This window comes from Thermomonas sp., from assembly GCF_041905325.1.
Lineage (GTDB): Bacteria > Pseudomonadota > Gammaproteobacteria > Xanthomonadales > Xanthomonadaceae > Thermomonas.
Genome location: NZ_JAYRLK010000005.1, coordinates 120,950 through 139,067, shown reverse-complemented (window position 1 = coordinate 139,067; position 18,118 = coordinate 120,950). Strand labels below are relative to the sequence as shown.

Genomic DNA, 18,118 nt, shown 5'->3' with positions numbered 1-18,118 from the left:
CGCGCAGGAGGAGCACGGGGATGACGAGGGACAACCACGGGATGCAACGCACCTTGCTGGCGCTGGCGCTGCTGGCCTGCCTGCCGCTGGCGCACGCCGCCGAGGCGGATGATGCGGCCCTGCCGCAGCAGGCGCAGGCGTTGCCGGAGCCGCAGATGGCGGCGCAGACGCAGGCCAGCTTCGTGCTGCGCGCGGTCGAGTTCGATGGCGTCACCGGCGTGCCGGAGGCCGAATTGCAGGCCGCGGTGGCCGGCAGGATCGGGCAGACCGTGAGCTTCCACGACCTCGAGCAACTGGCGGCGCAGGCCGCCGAAGTCTATCGCCGGCATGGCTATGCGCTGGTGCAGGTGTTCGTGCCGGTGCAGGAGGTGGTGGACGGCAAGGTGCACTTGAACGTGGTGGAGGGCGCGCTGGGCGATGTCGATATCGACATCGCCCCCGGCGCACCGATCCGGCAGGAGCGGGTGGCCAGGACGCTGGCGGTGCTGGAACCGGGCAAGCCACTCAACAACCGCCGCTACGAGCGCGCGATGCTGTTGTTGTCCGACATGCCGGGCATCAAGCCGCAATCGGCGGTGTCGCTGGGCGGGGCTTCCGGTGCGGCGGACCTGAAGGTGCAGGTCACCGCGCGCGACCGGGTCAACTACGGGCTGGAGCTGGACAATTACGGGACCCGGGATTCCGGGCGTCTGCGCCTGACCGGCAGCCTGCGGTGGGCCAGCCCGTTCCAGCGCGGCGACAATCTCGACCTGCGGATGATGGTGGCCGAGGGCATGCACACCGCGTTCGGCCGGCTGTCCTACGAGTCCCCGGTAGGCTATGCCGGCCTGCGCCTGGGGGGCGGGCTGGCCCGCGTGCAGTATGAATTGGGAGGGCCGTTCGCACCGCTGCGCCCCACCGGCGTCGGCGAGGTGGCCGACCTGTCCTTCAGTTACCCGCTGCTCCGCCAGCGCAGCGTCAACCTGTTCCTGCGTGGCGGGCTGGATGACAAGCGCCTGACCGACCGCTTCGAGGCGGTGGGCTTCAAGAGTCGCAAACGCATCCATGGCGTGAACCTCGGGTTCTCGTTCGAACGCCGCGACCGCTTCGGCGGTGGTGGCTATACCAGCCTGAACGGGCAGGTCTACTTGGGCACGCTGGATATCCGCGACCCCTTGAGCGCGGCGTTCGACAAGCCGCCGTTCGGGTACGGCACGGCCGGTGATTTCACCAAGTTCACCCTGCAATTCGCCCGCCTGCAGTACCTGGCACCCAGATGGAGCCTGTTCGTCGGTGGCGGCATGCAGCAGGCCAGCCGCAACCTCGATGCCTATGAAAAGCTGTCGCTGGGCGGGCCGAAAGCGGTGCGCGCCTATCCCGTTGGTGAGGTGCTGGTGGATGACGGCTGGCTGGGCACGCTGGAGCTGCGCTACGCCCTGCGCCCGGAGGCCACCTTGTTCGCTTTCTACGATGCCGCGCATGGCGATCTGTTCCATCGGCCACGGCCGTTCGATGGCGATCCCGGGCGCAGCCTGCGTGGTTACGGCATCGGCTTCAACTGGAGCAAGCCGGGCAACGTCAGCATCAACCTGAGCGTGGCGTGGCGCGGCACCGGGCCGGGGCTGACCGACGGCGGGGACCGCAATCCGCGGGTGTTCTGGTCGATCCAGAAGGCATTTTGAGGGAGCGATGGCAATGGGCATCAACAAGACCACCCACAAGCAGTTCCGAACCCTGCGCCGCCGTCGCCTGGCCTTGGCACTGGCCGGGGCCATGGCCATGCCGGCCGCATTCGCGCAAAGCCTGCCGGACACCGGCAACGTGGTGTCGGGGACGGCGACCATCGGCCAGACCGGCACCCAGATGACGATTACCCAGTCCAGCCAGGGCGCGATCATCGATTGGAACGGCTTCAGCATCGACGCCGGCTACGGGGTCACCTTCGACCAGCAGTTCGGCACCACCAGCGTGACCCTGAACCGGGTGGTGGGGGCGTCGCCGTCGCTCATCAACGGCAGCCTGAGCGCCAATGGCAGCGTGTTCATCATCAATCCCGCCGGCATCACGTTCGGCGGCACGGCGCAGGTGAGCGTGGGGGGGCTGGTGGCGGCCACCATGGACATCAGCAACGCGAACTTCAACAGTGGCGTCGGCAGCGGGCATTACCAATTCGAGCCGATGACCACGACGGGCAACCAGACCATCAGCGTGGATGCCGGCGGCACCATCACCACCGACGCTGCCGGTACCGTGGCCCTGCTGGGCCGCCAGGTCAGCAACAGCGGCACCATCACGGCCCCCGGCGGCAGCGTGCTGTTCGGTTCCGCGGAAACCATCACCCTGGATTTCCAGGGCGACGGGTTGACCATGTTGACCCTGCAGGGCCCCGGCATCGCCAAGCCCGGCGCGGTGGCGTGCCCTTCGCTGCCCTGTCCGGGGCCGGTGAATCCGCTGCTGGTCAATGCCGGTACCATCACCGCCGATGGCGGGCAGATCCTGCTGCGCACCGCTGCCACGGCGGTCGGTGGGGGCGGCGACATCATCAACATCGGCACGCTGCGTGCGCAAAGCCTGGTCAGCCGCCATGGCCGCATCGAGTTGACCACCGACCTGGGGGTCGTGTCCCTGGGCTATTCCTCGTCGGTGGCGGGGGGCTTCGCCGGCACCGTGGATGTGTCCGGGCAGTCCGGTGCCGGGGGCGGCACCGTGCTGGTGCGGGCCGGTGATTTCGCGATGTTCAACAACGACAGCAATCCGCTGAATCCCACCGGCCCGAGCTCGGTCGGCAGCGTGATCGATGCGTCCGGCGACGTGGACGGCGGCACGGTGGATATCCAGGTCGCCAACGCGGCCACCCTGTATTCGCTGTCGTCGATCCGTGCCGACGGTGCCAATGGCCAAGGCGGGCAGGTGTCGCTGGGCGCCGATACGCTGGCGTTCGGTGCCCAGGCGCGGATCAGCGCCAATGGCGGTGCCGGTGCCGGTGGCAACCTGCTGCTGTCCGGCACCAATGGGCTGTCGTTGTACGGGCTGCTGCAAGCCACTGGCAGCAGCGCCGGCGGTACCATCGGCACGTCCACCAATGCCGACAGTTTCGACCTGCGCGGTCTGCGGGTGGAGGCGGGTTCGCCTGGTGCCGCCGGGACCTGGACGCTGGGCGTGCCTTCCCTGACCGTCATCAACGGCAGCGATGCCGGTGAGTTGGACGGCATGCTGGGCGGCAACACCTTGCAGGATGCCGAACTCAACCATGCGTTGGGTTACGGCACCAGCGTGGTCATCAACGCCAAGAGCGACGTCTATTTCCGGGGTGCCCAGATCCTGGCCGGCAGCGCCGTGCCGCAGCTGTTGCAGGTCAACGCCGACGGCCGGATCGGTGGCAGCGGGTTTTCCATCGGCTCGCTCGCCGCGCCGCTGGACATGCACTTCAATGCCGATGCGTCCGGGGCCAATGCGGGCGTGGCCGGCATCGATTTCAGCAGCGGCAATTTCGACAGCCATGGTGGCGACATCCTCATGTATGGCCAGTCGGACGCGGCCAACGGGTTTGCCAGTGATGAGTCCCACGGCATCCAGCTGTATGACGTGAATATCCTGACCGGTGGCGGTGACCTGCTGCTGCGCGGGGACAGCACGGGCGCGGTGGTCACGTCGGGCGACGCGGGCGTTTCGCTGTACCAGACCACCATCGATACCGGCGGTGGCCAGGTCACGCTGACGGGGACCGGCGCCAATGCCGCCGGGGGCGTGTATGCACGCGGCGATTCGGTGCGGATCAACGCCGGTGCCATCGACATCAACGGTACCGCCAGCGGCAACAGCGATGGCGTGGCGATTTTCGACGTGGGGCTGGTGACTTCGGCCGGCGACATCCACATCGTCGGCGTGGGCGGCGGGCGTGGCGTGGTGTGGTCGGACTATGGCAGCGGCATGCTGGCTTACGGCGGTGCCATCTATGTCCATGGCATGAGCAGCCAGGGCAACGGCACCGACCTGACCGGCACCATCGACAGTGGCGGCGGTGCGATCACCCTGTATGGCAACAGCAAGGCGGGCACCGGCCTGCATTTCGATGCCGGCTACAGCGGTACCCTCGTCAGTGGTGGTGGTGACATCAGCCTGACGGGCATCGGTGCTTTTGCCGGGGTGGCGCTGGTGGGGTCCAGCTATGCCAGCAGCATCATCGACAGTGGATCGGGTGCGATCGACGTGTCGGGCATCGCCAGTGGCTCGGGAGGGACGGGCGTGGCTCTGGATGCGATCCAGGTGCAGGCCGGCGGTGGTGCCATCACCCTGTATGGCATCGACACCGACGGGGCCGGCGTGCAGTTCACCAGCGGCGGCGGCGTGACCACCACCACCGGTGACATCCTGGTGTCCAGTGTCGGCCTGTTTGTGGGGTTGGGCCTGTACGGCGGGGAAATCAATACCGGCAGCGGCAACATCGACCTGCGTGGCCGCGGCATCGGCACGGATGCCAGCGGGCTGGTGATTGGCCAGTACACCAACCTGGTCAGCAACGGCGGCGACATTCTTCTCAGCGGCGAGGGCCTGGGTGGCGCCGGCGTGCGCATCGACAGCTTCGCCAACGTGGATGCCGGCAGCGGCATCGTGGTATTGCGCGCCGCCAATGACGGCAACAGCGATGCCGCCATCATCGACGGGGCCATCCACAGCACCACCGGCGTCAATCTGCGGCCGGGCGGGGTGGATCTGAACGGCATCGCCTACGACCGCGTCAACGACGCGATCCTGCTGGGGACCGGTACCGGATTTGCGCTGGACGATGCCGAACTGGACCGGATCGCGGCCCCGGAACTGGTCATCGGCAGCCAGCAGCATACCGGCGCGATCCAGGTGGCGGAGGCCGTCACCCATGCCGGCAACCTCACCTTGCAGAACGGTGGCGGCAGCGGTGGCATCGACCTGCAGGCGGGCATCGATGTGGGGACCTACAACCTCGCCCTGCTCAGCGGCGGCACCATCGGCCAGACGGCTGCTGCCCCGATCCTCGCCCACAGCCTGCTGGCCACTGCCGGCGGTGACGTGCTGCTGGATGCGGCTGGCAACGACGTCGCCAGCACCACCCTGGCAGGCTCCGCGGGCGGCGACTTCCGCTTCCTCGACGGCAACGACCTGGCCATCGGCAATGTGTCGGCGGCGGGCTTCGATGCCACCTCCGGCGCGTTCTCCAGCGTGGGCAGTGCCGGCATCATCGCCACCGGCAATGTGCAGGTGCAGAACCAGTCCGGCAACCTGACGCTGAATGCCGGCATCACCGGTACCGACATCCTGCTGGCCACCGCCGGCACCCTGCAGAACACGGCTGCGGCCAGCCTCAATGCCAGCGGCAACTGGCAGGTATGGGCCGCGACCTGGGTGGGTGAACTCCGCGGGGGGTTGGGTGGCAGCGGCACGTTGCCGAACCTCTATGGCTGCGCCTACCTGGGCGCGTGCGGTGTCACCGTGGGGAGTGGCGAGAACCACTTCATCTATGCACAGCAGCCCACGCTGTTCATCACCATCGACGATGCCGTCCGCGAGTACGGGTTGGCCAATCCGTCGTTTGCCTACAGCGCCACCGGGTTGATCCTCGGGGACAGTCTGGCCAATGCCATTGCCGGTGCACCCACCACGGTGGCCACCCAGGGCAGCGACGTCGGCAGCTACATCATCGGCAGCGGTTTCACCTCGGCGGCCGGCTACCAGATCCAGTTCGCCACCGGCACCCTGTCCATCACCCCGGCCACGTTGCTGTTCACCGCCGACCCATTCGTGCGTTTCCTCGGCCTGCCGAATCCGGACTTCACCGGCACGATCACCGGTTTCCGCAACGGCGATACCGCGCAAAGCGTGTTCGGCACCGCCATTCCCTGGTATTCACCCGCCGGCAGCAACTCGCCGGTGGGGTATTACCCGATCATCGGCGGCGCCAGCGCGAAAAACTACGTCTTCGTGCAGGCCCCGGGCAATGCCACGGCGTTGCGGATCGTGCCGCCGCAGTTGCCGGACGTGCCGGTGACCATCGTCGGCGATACGCCCAATACCTACGTCTATGACCGCAATTTCGGCGGTGCGCCGGCCTGTGCGGTGAATGCTTCGCTGGACGATCAGCGGTTGGCGGGCGGCGGGGACATGCTTTCCACCGAGTGGTCGAAGGTGCGTACCCGGCCGAACCTGACCAATTGCTTCGACAGCGAACGGCGCAGCGCCTGCGGGGATTTCTGAACCCCGCAGCGGCCCTGGGCGGCGGTACCCGGACTAGGCCGAACGGGGTATCGAAATCGCTGCCCGGGCGGGGCAGACTGCCGACATGCGCGGCAGTTTCCGCGCTGTCCCGCGCCATGGCACGGGCACACCATTCCGGCCGGCAGGCCGTATCTTCGAGGACGCAACGATGAACATCAGGAACGTATTGCGCGGCGCGCTGGTGGTGGCCTTGCTGGCAGGTGCCGGCAGCGTGTTCGCCCAGGACGCGCAGAGCGCGCCACCGGCACAGAATGCACAGTCGGTGGATTCGATCATCGACAGCCTGAAGGCCGACAGCTCCGCCCAGTCGCAGGGGCAGACCCGCGCCTTGCGCCCGGGTGCCGCCTCGATGGCCACCACCGCCCCGGCACCGGCCCCGGTGCCCAAGCCGGCCAAGCCGGCGTCGATCAACATGCAGATCAATTTCGAGTTCAACTCCGATCGCATCTCCGGCAGTTCCGAGCACACCATGGCCAACCTGGCGGCGGCGCTGGCATCGCCGCAATTGCAGAACCGCAACTTCACGGTCATCGGCCACACCGATGGCAAGGGGTCGGCGGCCTACAACAAGGCGCTGTCCGACCGTCGCGCAGCCGCCGTGCGCCGCTACCTGATCGACAAGGGCGTGTCCGCTTCGCGCCTGCGTGCAGTGGGCAAGGGCATGGGCGAATTGCTCAACAAGGATGATCCGTTCGCCGCCGAGAACCGGCGCGTGGAGATCCTGGCCACCGGCGGCTGAGAGGGGCTGTCCCACCGCCGGCCCTTGGCTGGCGGCGGGCGGAAGCGAACCATGCCGATTCAGGTCGTCAATGGTGCCACCCTGATGTGTGCCTTCGGGGTGGCGCCTTCCACGTTGGTCGTGACACCCGAAAAGCGGGTGCTGTCCGGCTCGATGCCGGCGGCCACGATCATGGATTTCGTGCCGATGAAGAACATCCTCCCGTTCGGCATGTGCATTACCCCCAGCAACCCGCAGGTGGCGGCGGCGACCGCCGCGGCGATGGGTGTCCTGACCCCGCAGCCCTGCATTCCGGTGACCACGCCGTGGAAGCCCGGGGCGCCGACGGTGATGATCGGCAACATCCCGGCACTGGACAACGTCAGTACCAGCCAGTGCACCTGGGGAGGGGTGATTACCGTGGTCAACCCGGGGCAGATGACCGAGATGATTCCCTGACCGCGCAGCGGCGGAGCTGCCGGGTGGTGCAAGCAGGCGGCCATGGCCGCCTTTTTCATGCCTGCCGGGGGCTGCCGTCAGCCGAACAGATTGCCCAGCGAGTTGGCGGCATTGCCGATCGCCTGCGTGGCTCCCGCCACCGCCGATTGCGCGCCGGCCACCGCCGAGTTGGCCGCCTGCGCGGCGGCGGAGGAGGCATTGCCGATGGCGGACTGGGCGCTGGCGATGGCGTCCTGCGCGGCGGCACCGGCACTGGCCGCCGCTTCCTGCGCGGCGGTCTGCGCACTGTTGAGTGCCGACTGTGCCGCGCCGTTCAAGGCCTGCTGCGCCTGTTGCGCGGCCTGGTTGGCCTGCGCCAGGGTTTGCTGGGCCGCCTGTCGGGCCTGCTGCTGCGCCTGCTGGGCGGCTTGATTGGCGGAATCCAGCGCTTGTTGCGCGGCATCCCCCGCTTGCTGCTGTACCGAGTCCACCGCGGCCATGGCCCGGTCCATCGCGCCGTTGACGGTCTGCTGCACCTGGTCCCTGGCCGAATTCACGGCGTCCTTCGCTTGCGCGATCGCCTGTCCAGCCTGTTCGCGCACGACGTTCTGGGCTTGTTGAACGGCCCCCTTGGCGGTGTCCACGGCCTGTCGCGCGGCCGCATTGGCGGTGGCCTGGGCCGCATCCAGCGCCTGCATCGCCTCGTCCATCGCACCCATTGCCTGGTCTGCCAGTGCATCGGCCTGGTCGAGCATGCCGTTGGCCTGGTCGAGCAGTGGCCCGGCAACGTTCTGCAGGGCATTGGCGGCATTGCCCAGCGCGGTGTTGGCGCTGGCGGCACGGCGCGCCAGCGCATCGTACAGGGCGCGCACGTAGGGACAGTCCGAGGCCGGGAAATCGACCGGCAGGTTGGGGAACGACGTGGGGAGCGCATCGAGCGCGCCGGCGACGGTACCCAAGGCATCGCGGGCGCGATCCAATACCTCGCTGCGCGCCTGCTGCAAGGCGTCGGTGGCGGCGTTGCGCAGCAGGTCCTGGGCTTGGTCGATGGCCGAGTTGGCGGCGTCGAGCGCGTTGTTCACCCCGTTTTCCACCAGTGCAGTGGCGTTGTCGACCATGCCCATGGCGCGGTCAAGCTGCTCTTGCGCAGCCTGTTCGGCGGTTTGCATGGCATCGTCCAGCGCCTGGCTGGCGGTATCCAGTGCGCCCTGCACCATAGTGCGGGCCTGCTGCTGGGCCGCATCCACCGCAGCGTGTGCCTGGTCCAGTGCCCCCTGCGCGGCCGCACCGGCCTGCTCACGGGCCTGGGTGAGCGCTGCATTGGCTTGTGCCAGCGCGTTCTGCGCCATGTCGTTGGCGGCATTGCGGGCGTTGTCCAGCGCCTGGTTGGCTTGTTGAAGCGCGCCTTGTGCGGCGGCACCGGCCTGGGCAGCCGCCTGTTGCGCCGCTTGCTGGGCCTGCGCCACCGCCCCGTTGGCGGCACCGGCTGCGGCGGTGGCGGCATTGGCAACGGCGGTTTGCGCTTCGGCGATGGCACCTTGTGCGGCGGCCGCGGCCTGCTGCGTGGCGGCGGTGGCGGCTTGCTGCGCCTGCTGCACGGCTTGCCCGGCGCCGGCGCCGATGCTCGTCAAGCCTTCGGTCAGGGATTCGAACATGCTCATGCCCCCTGCATCCGGCGATGGTCGCTGTAAGCGGACGCGGTCCACATCTCGATCAGCAGGGCGCGGTCGATCTGGGCGCTGTTGCGGTCGGCGAGGATGCCGATGATGGAGGGATCGCCCGCCACCCGGTCGTTGCCGAACAGGGAGCAGGCAAGCGCATAGGCGGCCACCGCGCGCTGGCTGCGCAGGCCGGCCTTGCGGCAGTGCTCGATCACCGCGTCGAGCTCGGCATCCAGCTGGTCAAGTTGCAGCGGGGCCTTGCCGCCCAGGTGGCGATTGAGGAAATCCGCAAGATTGTTGCGCAGCTGGGTCTCGCCGATGGCGGCCATCTGCTTGCGGTCAAGCTCGAGCATGGGGGGCTCCTAGGCGGCGGCCGGCAACGGCAAGGTGTCCGGTTGCTCGGCACCGTCGCGGCGGAACTGCAGGACGCTGTCGCCACCGCGGCCTTCGATGTAGCAGGTCTGGATGGGGCCGAAGAAAGCCATGCGCTGTTGCGCATCGAAGGTGGGTACCACGCTGCGGAAGGCGCGCGGGTCGTAGAACCGGAACAGCATGGATTGCCCGCCGGGCGTGCTGACGCGCAGGATGCGCCGCAAGTGCGCACGCAATGCATTGGCATCGGTGCCGGGATCGGCCACCAGGATGATGCCCCAATGTTCGTTCCAGCCGTCGCGCAGGGCCAGCGCGCTGGCGCCGGAACCGGCCCGCATCGGCACCAGGTAGGGAGCTGCCGCCGCCAACGCCGGGTCGAGGTCGCCGGAGAACAGGCACATCGCGTCCGGCGCGTGCTGGCGCAGGCGCGCAGGCAGATCATCGATGATCGCGCCGTCCAGCACCGCGTAAACCGGTTGCGGCCCTTGGGTAAAGACCGTGCGTTGCAAGTGTTCGAACTGTCCCTGACCGATCACGAAATCTGTTCCACGTTGTCCTGTTCCGCGAGATGGACCTGCCGCGCCATCGCCGCCCCCCCCGGATGCGATGGATGCCGATTGCCCGGTGTGCAATGAAGCAATACGGAAGCTGGAGGTCAATTCGGACATGGCGTGTGCAATTGAGGGAAAATCGAGGATCGGAGGAGGGTGGATCAGCCGCCGCCGAGTGCTCCCAGCGCCCTGCGCGCGGCCTCGCATTCCGCGCAGAACGGTTGCGCGTTGCGTGCGGCATTGCGCAGGGCGCGGGCCTGGAGTTGCTGGGCCGGGTTCGGTACCTGGCCGGCCTTGCCTTCGATGGCCTCCTTGGCCTTGGCGGGCTTGTCTGCCTTCTCGGCTTTTTGTGCTTTCTGCGCGGACAGCGGGCTGCCGCCGGAGTTGATCATCACCAGGTTGCCGGTGATGAACACGCCTGCCGGGTTGATGACGATGGAGTTGCTGCCCGCCTTCAGGCTGATGATGACGCCGGCCTCCGCCACCAGGTTGACGCCGGCCTTCATGTCGATGTTCACGCCGGCGCTGACCGCGGTGTTCACGCCCGCATTCAGGTCGATGTTGACACCGGCGGTGACCGCCATGTTGGCACCGACGTTGGTGTGCTGGTTGGCACCGACGGTGAGGTAGTCATCGACCCCGGTGGTGAAGGCGCGGTTCATGCCCACCGAAACGGACTGGTTCTTGCCGATGGAGAGCTGCGCGTTCTCGCCGATGCTTTCCACCCGGTCCTTGCCGATGGTCAGGTTGGAATGGGTGCCGATGTTCTCGGTGCGGCAATCGCCGGTGCGCAGTTGCAGGTCCTTCTGCGCGTGCAGGAAGATTTCCTCGTTGCCCTTCTTGTCTTCGAAGCGCAATTCGTTGAAACCGCCGCCGCCCTTGGACGACAGGGTCTTGATGGTGGAGCGGGTGGCCTCGTCCGGCAGGTTCAGCGGCAACGGATTCTGTCCGTTGTAGACGCAGCCCACCACGATCGGGCGGTCGGGATCGCCTTCCAGGAACTCCACCACCACTTCCATCCCCACGCGCGGCAGGAAGAAGGTGCCGTAACCGCCCCCGGCCCACAATTGCGCCACCCGGACCCAGCAGGACGCCTTGTCGTCGGGCGCGTTGGTGCTGCGCCCGGGCTGTTTGCGGTCCCACGGGAAGCGCACCTTGATCCGGCCCAGCGCGTCCGTGTACACCTCGTTGCCCTGCGGCCCCGTCACCACGGCGGTCTGCGGGCCGCGGACCTGCCCGCGCGGGGTGTTCATCGGCGGGCGGAAGGTGGCCTCCTTGGCCTGCAGGACGAAGGTATTGGAATAACCCGCCACCGCACCCGGCACCATCAGGTTGTTGCGCGCGTGATGCTGTACCGACACCACCATGTATTCCGCGTTGAAGGCGTCGATGAGGTCGTGGTTTTCCAGTTCGAACAGATAGCCCGGCGTGAGCGAGCGCACCTGTCCTTCACCGTGGAACAGGTGATGGCTGCTCTCCTGCGCCTCCATCAGCACCTGTGCCAGATGCTTGCCGGTGGCGGCGTTGGCCTGGCCGCTCTGGGCCGCGAAGCCGCCGGGATAGCGGTACAGCCCCAGGTCGAATTCGCTGCCGGCGTGCAGCAGGGTGGGGGTGTTCGCGCTCAGCGCGCTTTTCTTCATGTAGTCCCAGTCGGCGAGGGTGGCTTCGCGCGTGCGCACTTCCTGCGCCGACGACAGCTTGCGGATGGCGTCGGTGCCCTCGGCGTGGCCTTCGTGATGGAACGGGACGTGGAACGGGTCCAGGCGCGGGTTGTGGTCCTTGTTGTCGCTGAACACCAGGATGTGCCGGGATTCCTCGTGCTCGTCGTGGCGGAAGTAGAAGTAGATGCCGTCGCGCTCGATCAGCCGGCACAGGAAGGCGTAATTGCTTTCGTTGTACTGCGTGCAATATTCGAGCTTGGGGTAGGTGGCCGACAATTCCAGCTTGTAGTCGCTGTAACTGAATTCCTTCAGGATCTCCTCGATGATGTCCGGCACCGACAGGTTCTGGAAGATCCTGCAGTCTTCGTTCTGGGTCATGAACCAGAACCACGGCACGATGTCGCATTCGTAGCAGTAGATATCGCCGCTCTTGTCGTGCGCGGCGGGGATGCAGCCGGTCACCGCGAAACGCGAGACGTAGCCGCTCCAATGCCGTTCGCCGCCGTCGTGGTGGGTATCCCAGGTTTCGATCCGCAGGTTGGCGCTCTTGCCGATGAAGTCTTCCGGCTTGAAGTGCGATTCGCTGGACAACAGCTTCAGGCGGAAATGGAACAATTGCGAGACGCCTTCCTCGCCATGCATTTCGTCGATCAGCAACTGGTCTTCCTGGTGGCCGTCCAGGGTCAGGAAATACATCCGGTTGCGGGTGGACAAGTTGGACATGGCGGTTTCAGGGTTGCTGGTGCCTATCGTCGTGGCTGCGGGTGCCGGCGAACATTCACCCGAAGTGCTATGCCCCGCGCCGGCTGCGGAGCCGGCATAGGGCAAACGGGCTAGGTCGCGCGCCCTTGCGAGGGCGCGCGCAGCACTCAGGTCACGGCATAGGTGAAGTGGCCGCTGCCGTCTGCACCGATGTGGATGGCGGTGATGCCGCCACCCTCGGCCATCCGCTCCAGCACGTGGCCGGAGACCTCGGGCAGCACCGTGCCGGTGAGGATGTTGTCGATGTTGCGGGCGCCGGAATCCACTTCGGTACAACGGTTGGCAATGGCGTCCACCACTGCTTCGTCGTACTCGAACGCGGCACCGTGGTTGGCACGGATCCGCTTGCCGATCTTGTTGAGTTTCAGGCGCACGATCTTGCGCAGGTTCTCGTCGCGCAGCGGGTAATACGGCACCACTGCGGTGCGGCCCAGGAAGGCGGGCTTGAACACGCGGTTGAGCTCGGGCTTGAGCAGCTCGTTGAGATATTCGACTGTGGGCAGCTCCTCGGACTCGGTGCAGGCCTGCATCACCAAATCAGTGCCGGCATTGGAAGTGAGGATGATGAGGGTGTTGCGGAAGTCGATTTCGCGGCCTTCGCCATCTTCCATGCGGCCCTTGTCGAACACCTGGAAGAACAGTTCCAGCACGTCCGGGTGGGCTTTCTCGATCTCGTCCAGCAGCACCACCGAATACGGCCGCCGCCGCACGGCTTCGGTCAGCACGCCGCCTTCGCCGTAGCCCACATAGCCGGGCGGGCTGCCCTTGAGGCTGGAGACGGTATGCGCTTCCTGATACTCCGACATCGCAATGGTAATCATGCTGCGCTCGCCGCCGTACAGCGCATCGGCAAGGGCAATGGCGGTCTCGGTCTTGCCGACGCCGGAGGTGCCTACCAGCAGGAACACGCCCTTGGGCTTGTCCGGGTCTTCCAGGTTGGCGCGCGAGGTGCGCACGCGCTGGGCGATGGCGTCCAGCGCATGGCTCTGGCCGATCACGCGTTCTTCCAGTGTCTCTTTCAGCTTGAGCACGGTCTGGATTTCGTCGGCCACCATGCGGCCCACCGGGATGCCGGTCCAGCCGGCGATGATCTGCGCCACCGCGGAGGAATCCACCACCGGGATGACCATCGGCTCGAAGCCTTGCAGGGCTTTCAACTCGGCGCGCAGGGCATTGAGCGTGGCCACCGCATCGGCGCGTTCGGGGGCATCGGGTGCCAGTGCTTCCACCTTGTCCAGTTCTGCGTGGATTTTGCCCACCAGCTCTTTTTCCTGGCCGAAACGGGCTTCGTCTGCCGCCAGTGCTTCGCCGAGTTTGGTGGTTTCTTCGGTGATTTCGTGCAGGCGCTTGCCGTGGTCGGCACCGCCGGCGGCTTCTTTTTCCAGCTGCGCGCGTTCGGTGGCCAGCACGTCCAGTTGCCGGCGTGCGTCCTCGATTCTTGCCGGGGTGGCATTCTGGCCGATCGCGATCTTGGCGCACGCGGTGTCGAGCACGCTCACCGCCTTGTCCGGCAGTTGGCGGCCGGGGATGAAGCGCGAGCTGAGTTTCACCGCCTCGGTGATCGCCTCGTCGAGGATGCGCACCTTGTGGTGCGCGGCCATCGCCTGGCCCACGCCGCGCAGCATCGCCACCGCCTTGGCATCGTCCGGCTCGTCCACCTTCACCACCTGGAAGCGGCGGGTCAGGGCAGGGTCCTTCTCGAAGTACTTCTTGTATTCGCTCCAGGTGGTCGCGGCAATGGTGCGCATCTCGCCGCGCGCCAGCGCCGGCTTGAGCAGGTTGGCGGCATCGTTCTGGCCGGCCGCGCCACCGGCGCCGATCAGCGTGTGCGCCTCGTCGATGAACATGATGATCGGCTTCGGGCTGGACTTGACCTCCTCGATCACGCCCTTCAACCGGTTCTCGAACTCGCCTTTCACGCTGGCGCCGGCCTGCAGCAGGCCCAGATCCAGCGACAGCAGCTCCACGCCCTGCAACTGCGGCGGCACGTCATCCTGCGCGATGCGCAACGCCAGGCCTTCGACCACCGCGGTCTTGCCGACGCCGGCCTCGCCGGTGAGGATGGGGTTGTTCTGGCGGCGACGGGTCAGCACGTCGATCATCAACCGGATTTCCGCATCGCGTCCGAGCACCGGGTCCAGCTTGCCTTCGCGCGCGCGCTGGGTGAGGTTGATGCAGTACTGGTCGAGGTTGGGCGTCCGGCTGGGCTTGCCGCCGCCGGCGGCCGCACCCGGTGCCGGTGCATCGCCACCCACGCCGGCGCTGCCGGCATCGCCGAGCGCACGCGCGTCCTTTGCTTCCGACGATGCCTCGGTCAGGGCGTGGAAGTTCTTGGTCAGGGTTTCGAGGTTGATCTTCTCCAGCGAGCGCGCACTCACCGACACCAGCCGGCGCAGTTCGGCATCCGCCAGCAACGCCACCAGCACGTGGCCGCTGCGGATCTTCGCCTCGCCGAATTCGATGGACGCCCAGCCCCAGGCGGCTTCGAACAGTTTTGGCAGCATCGCCGACAGTGCCGGGGTGCGCTGGTTGCCGCTCTTGAAACCATCGAGTGCTTTGCCCAATTCGCGTTCCAGCGCCTCGGGCGCGATTTCGAATTGGCGCAGGATGCGGCGGATGTCGGTGTTTTCCACCTCCATCAATTTCACCAGCACGTGCTCCACTTCCACTTCGTAATGCCCGCGCGACATGCACAGGCCTGCCGCGCCCTCCATCGCGCCGCGGACGGTGGTATTCAAACGCGCGATCAGCGCACGCAGGTTCAGTGCCATGATTGGCCTCCCATTGCGGAAAAGTGGAATTCGGTATCGGTGGTGGGGTGGTGGCCGCGACGTCCGCGCAGCCAGGTGTTCCAGCCCAATTGCGGGCGGTCTTCGCCGCGTGCGCCCAGCCGCAGCGGCGGGACTTCGTCGGCGCGCAGCGACAGCCGCACGCGCAGGTCCAGTGCCAGCCCGGTAAGGAAGCGCGACAGTTCGATCACGTCGCCCAATTGCGTGCCGCGTGGCAGCAAGGCGTTGAACCTGGCGCGCGGCAACGGGCCGATGGTCAGGCGCAATGTGGTTTGCCGGTCCCAGTAGCGCTGGCCCAGCATGCAGCCATCGCCCAGGCGGTGGCTGCTGCGGCCGAGGCGGGTACGCGCATCGGCGGGCACCGGTTGCCAGGTCCCCAGGCAGCCGCTGGCCTGCACGGGGGCGGCCACCACCGCGGAGACCACCTGCGCGATCGCGCGTTCACCGTGCGGGCGCTGGGCGATGAGCCCGGAGAAGTACGCCATCGCCGCCGCCGGGAGTGGTTTCTGGGCGTCGGTACCATTGCGCCTGACCGGATGCAGGCGCGCTTGCAGCGCCGGGGTGCCCAGGCCCACCAAGTGTTCGAGGTAGCGCAGCACCGAGTTGTTGAAGCCGAACTGGCGGCCGATTTCGGGGCGGTGCTTGGCCCATGCCAGCCAGAACAGGGCGATCAGGCGGTGGTTGAAGATGTCGAGGAAATCCTGCGCGCTGCGGTCGCGGCCCAGCTTGCGGGCGATCAGCAGCTCGGTGTAGCTGCGCGGCAGCACGCCGGACGGGCCGGTCAGGCCCATGAAGTTGACACACACGCGGGTGTGGCCGTCGGCCTGCTCGACCGATGCCAGCTCCGATGGCGGGAATGCCAGCGATGCCGGCGTGGTGAAGCGCAGCGGGCCGGGCCGCGCCCCCGTGCCGCGCCCGTCGAAGCCGTGTTCGGCATACAGCAGGCGCACGCTCTGGAAGAAGCCGAAGCGGCCGGGTTGTGCTTGCAGCCGCAGCAGCGCCGGCGCCATCGGGTCGATGCCGCCATCCGGCGTGGGCGAGAAGTGCGTTGGCGTGCCTGCCGGTTCGCTCATGTCAGCGGCAGGCTCCCGCTGCGGGGTGCAAACCGCACCATCACGTCCTCACGCTGCGTGGTGCGCACGCTCAGGCGCGTGTAGGAATTGGCGGTGCAATACAGGCCGAAGAAGCGATCCAGCATGCAGGCCATCAGGTACACGCCGGAGCCGACGTACTGGTTTTCGTCGAAGGTCAGCTCGATCTCGGTGCCGCGTACGAACGCCTGTCGCGGCGCGCGCCCGACCCGCGTTACCGACGGATGGCCACGTACGTCGGTGATGCCGGCGATCTGCTTGCGCAGGGTGCCGGAGTCGGCAAAGTTGTACAGGTTGAGGATTTCCAGCAGCGCCTCGCGGCCGCCGTCGACGATCGACAGGTGGTTGAGCGACAGGTGCGAAATCAGCCGCCACTGGTTGGCCTGCCGCATCGGCGCGCGCCAGGTGGCACTGGGTTTCTTCAGCAGGCGCGCGGACGCGATCACGCCGCCTTGCTCGGGTTGCAGGATGCTGTCCTCGCCGCCGAAGGGCAGTTGCGAGGGCAGGTCGCGATTGGTGCAGGTCAGGTTGATCGACAGCGTGTCCACGCCGGGCGTGCCCGGGTTCATGTCGCGGTCGACCAGGCTCAGCATCACGTCGGAGCCGTCGTCGTTGGGCAGCAACGAGGGCCGCCGTTGCAGGTACCAGTAATGGCCGTCGCCGTCGTCGTGCAGGCCGTGCTTCACGGAGTAGGCGGGGTGGAATTCGATCGAATCGTTGCCCTCCGGCGTGCGGCTGAACTTGCGCACCCAGTCCACCGAATAGACCTCCAGCCCCAGTGGCCGGCGCACATCGGGGATGACCTGGTATTCGTGGCGCTCCTGCGACAGGCGGATGGGCTCGCCTTGTTGCTTGAACAGGTTGACCACCGGCGTGCAGAACAGCCGGAAGGTGTCGGCGCTGATGGTTTGCTCCAGGCGTTGCAGGCGGTCCGGACGCCCGAAGGGCTTGAATTCGATGGCCACTTCCAGCGCGCGGTCGAAATGCGAAAGGTCCAGCCCGACCAGGTCGACGAACAGGAATTTTTCCGGCAGCACGAAATATTCCTGGATCAGGCGATAGCCCAGGAACGAGCGCGGGTCGTACTCGAGCAAGGCGTCGTCGTCCTCGAAGCCCACCGCTTGCAGGCTGTCGGCGGGCAGGCGCTGCGGCGGCACCGGCGCGGCATCGCCGGGTGCGCGCACGGTGATGCCGGCTGCCGAGTTCAGCAGCAATTCGTGCAGGGCATGCACCAGCGGGCTTTCGCCGTCCAGGTACAACCGCAGGCGCGGGATGGCCAGTTGCGAGAGGGGCATCTGCCCGGTGGCTTCGATGCGCAGGCGCAGCGTGGCCACGGTGTCGTTGCGGGTGACGGCGAAGGCCGAGCGTTCGGCCGCCTCCAGCCGTGCCTCGGCGATGCGGATCGGCCACACCTGGACCGGGTAGGCGGTGCGGTAGCGTACCGGCAGCCCTTGTACCGGGCGCGTCAGCAGCTCGCTGTGGCGCGGCATTTCCTGCATCTCGTTGATGTCCGCGCCCGGTGCCAGCTGCAGTTGGGCAATCGACATCGACGGGACCGGACGCAGGAAGTGCGGGTACAGCACCGACAGCATGGCCTCGGTGATCTGCGGAAACTCGTCGTCCAGCTTCTTGTGGATGCGCGCGGTGAGGAACGAAAACGACTCGATCATCCGCTCGACATGCGGGTCTTCGCAGGCCTCGCCTTCCATTTGCAGGCGCGCGGCGATCTTCGGGTAGCGCGCGGCGAACTCCTTCGACAGCCGCCGCAGGTAGGTCAGTTCGTTCTCGTAATACGGCAGCAGATCGTCGAGCATGGCGGCCCTGCGTCGGAAACCGCGGCGCAGGGC

11 protein-coding genes are annotated in these 18,118 nt (G+C 67.1%); 4 read left to right on the top strand and 7 right to left on the bottom strand.

Translation table 11 applies throughout. The annotated features are described in order from the left end of the window. The first annotated feature begins 20 nt into the window (after positions 1 to 20). The 4 genes from ACE3OK_RS07440 (at position 21) to ACE3OK_RS07425 (ending at position 7,405) form a co-directional block, all read left to right on the top strand. On the top strand, positions 21 to 1,661 hold the full coding sequence (locus ACE3OK_RS07440) for a ShlB/FhaC/HecB family hemolysin secretion/activation protein (protein WP_374248904.1): 1,641 nt from the start codon (positions 21 to 23) through the stop codon (positions 1,659 to 1,661). A gap of 13 nt (positions 1,662 to 1,674) precedes the next feature. Next, complete coding sequence (locus tag ACE3OK_RS07435) at positions 1,675 to 6,207, top strand: beta strand repeat-containing protein (protein WP_374248903.1); 4,533 nt, start codon at positions 1,675 to 1,677, stop codon at positions 6,205 to 6,207. A 169-nt stretch (positions 6,208 to 6,376) separates the two neighbouring features. After that, complete coding sequence (locus ACE3OK_RS07430) at positions 6,377 to 6,967, top strand: OmpA family protein (protein WP_374248902.1); 591 nt, start codon at positions 6,377 to 6,379, stop codon at positions 6,965 to 6,967. A gap of 51 nt (positions 6,968 to 7,018) precedes the next feature. Beyond that, positions 7,019 to 7,405 carry a DUF4280 domain-containing protein gene (locus ACE3OK_RS07425; RefSeq protein WP_374248901.1) on the top strand — a complete coding sequence of 129 codons (387 nt, stop codon included), beginning with the start codon at positions 7,019 to 7,021 and terminating at the stop codon, positions 7,403 to 7,405. Positions 7,406 to 7,482: 77 nt separating this feature from the next. Here the strand turns inward: ACE3OK_RS07425 and ACE3OK_RS07420 are convergent, their stop codons facing one another. The 7 genes from ACE3OK_RS07420 to tssF form a co-directional block, all read right to left on the bottom strand. After that, complete coding sequence (locus ACE3OK_RS07420) at positions 7,483 to 9,045, bottom strand: hypothetical protein (RefSeq protein WP_374248900.1); 1,563 nt, start codon at positions 9,043 to 9,045, stop codon at positions 7,483 to 7,485. Further along, a complete protein-coding gene (locus ACE3OK_RS07415) occupies positions 9,042 to 9,398 on the bottom strand; it encodes a hypothetical protein (RefSeq protein WP_374248899.1) in 357 nt (118 codons plus the stop codon). The genes ACE3OK_RS07420 and ACE3OK_RS07415 overlap by 4 nt, the downstream gene beginning before the upstream one ends. Positions 9,399 to 9,407: 9 nt before the next feature. Beyond that, positions 9,408 to 9,953 (bottom strand): DUF4123 domain-containing protein, encoded by a 546-nt coding sequence (locus ACE3OK_RS07410; protein WP_374248898.1) that lies wholly within the window; start codon positions 9,951 to 9,953, stop codon positions 9,408 to 9,410. Positions 9,954 to 10,129: 176 nt separating this feature from the next. Then, a complete protein-coding gene (gene tssI / locus ACE3OK_RS07405) occupies positions 10,130 to 12,352 on the bottom strand; it encodes a type VI secretion system tip protein TssI/VgrG (RefSeq protein ID WP_374248897.1) in 2,223 nt (740 codons plus the stop codon). A gap of 146 nt (positions 12,353 to 12,498) precedes the next feature. After that, entirely contained in the window at positions 12,499 to 15,162 is a 2,664-nt protein-coding gene (gene tssH, locus ACE3OK_RS07400; RefSeq protein WP_374248896.1) for a type VI secretion system ATPase TssH, read from the bottom strand. Beyond that, on the bottom strand, positions 15,153 to 16,253 hold the full coding sequence (gene tssG / locus ACE3OK_RS07395) for a type VI secretion system baseplate subunit TssG (RefSeq protein WP_374248895.1): 1,101 nt from the start codon (positions 16,251 to 16,253) through the stop codon (positions 15,153 to 15,155). Before tssG ends, tssH begins: the two co-directional genes overlap by 10 nt. After that, positions 16,250 to 18,085, bottom strand: coding sequence for a type VI secretion system baseplate subunit TssF (gene tssF, locus ACE3OK_RS07390; protein ID WP_374248894.1), 1,836 nt, complete (start codon positions 18,083 to 18,085; stop codon positions 16,250 to 16,252). The genes tssG and tssF overlap by 4 nt, the downstream gene beginning before the upstream one ends. Between the last annotated feature and the right edge of the window lie 33 nt (positions 18,086 to 18,118).

Coding starts and splice junctions, on each gene's coding strand:
- ACE3OK_RS07440 (WP_374248904.1), top strand. CDS start 21: ATGACGAGGGACAACCACGGGATGCAACGCACCTTGCTGGCGCTGGCG.
- ACE3OK_RS07435 (WP_374248903.1), top strand. CDS start 1,675: ATGGGCATCAACAAGACCACCCACAAGCAGTTCCGAACCCTGCGCCGC.
- ACE3OK_RS07430 (WP_374248902.1), top strand. CDS start 6,377: ATGAACATCAGGAACGTATTGCGCGGCGCGCTGGTGGTGGCCTTGCTG.
- ACE3OK_RS07425 (WP_374248901.1), top strand. CDS start 7,019: ATGCCGATTCAGGTCGTCAATGGTGCCACCCTGATGTGTGCCTTCGGG.
- ACE3OK_RS07420 (WP_374248900.1), bottom strand. CDS start 9,045: ATGAGCATGTTCGAATCCCTGACCGAAGGCTTGACGAGCATCGGCGCC.
- ACE3OK_RS07415 (WP_374248899.1), bottom strand. CDS start 9,398: ATGCTCGAGCTTGACCGCAAGCAGATGGCCGCCATCGGCGAGACCCAG.
- tssI (WP_374248897.1), bottom strand. CDS start 12,352: ATGTCCAACTTGTCCACCCGCAACCGGATGTATTTCCTGACCCTGGAC.
- tssH (WP_374248896.1), bottom strand. CDS start 15,162: ATGGCACTGAACCTGCGTGCGCTGATCGCGCGTTTGAATACCACCGTC.
- tssG (WP_374248895.1), bottom strand. CDS start 16,253: ATGAGCGAACCGGCAGGCACGCCAACGCACTTCTCGCCCACGCCGGAT.
- tssF (WP_374248894.1), bottom strand. CDS start 18,085: ATGCTCGACGATCTGCTGCCGTATTACGAGAACGAACTGACCTACCTG.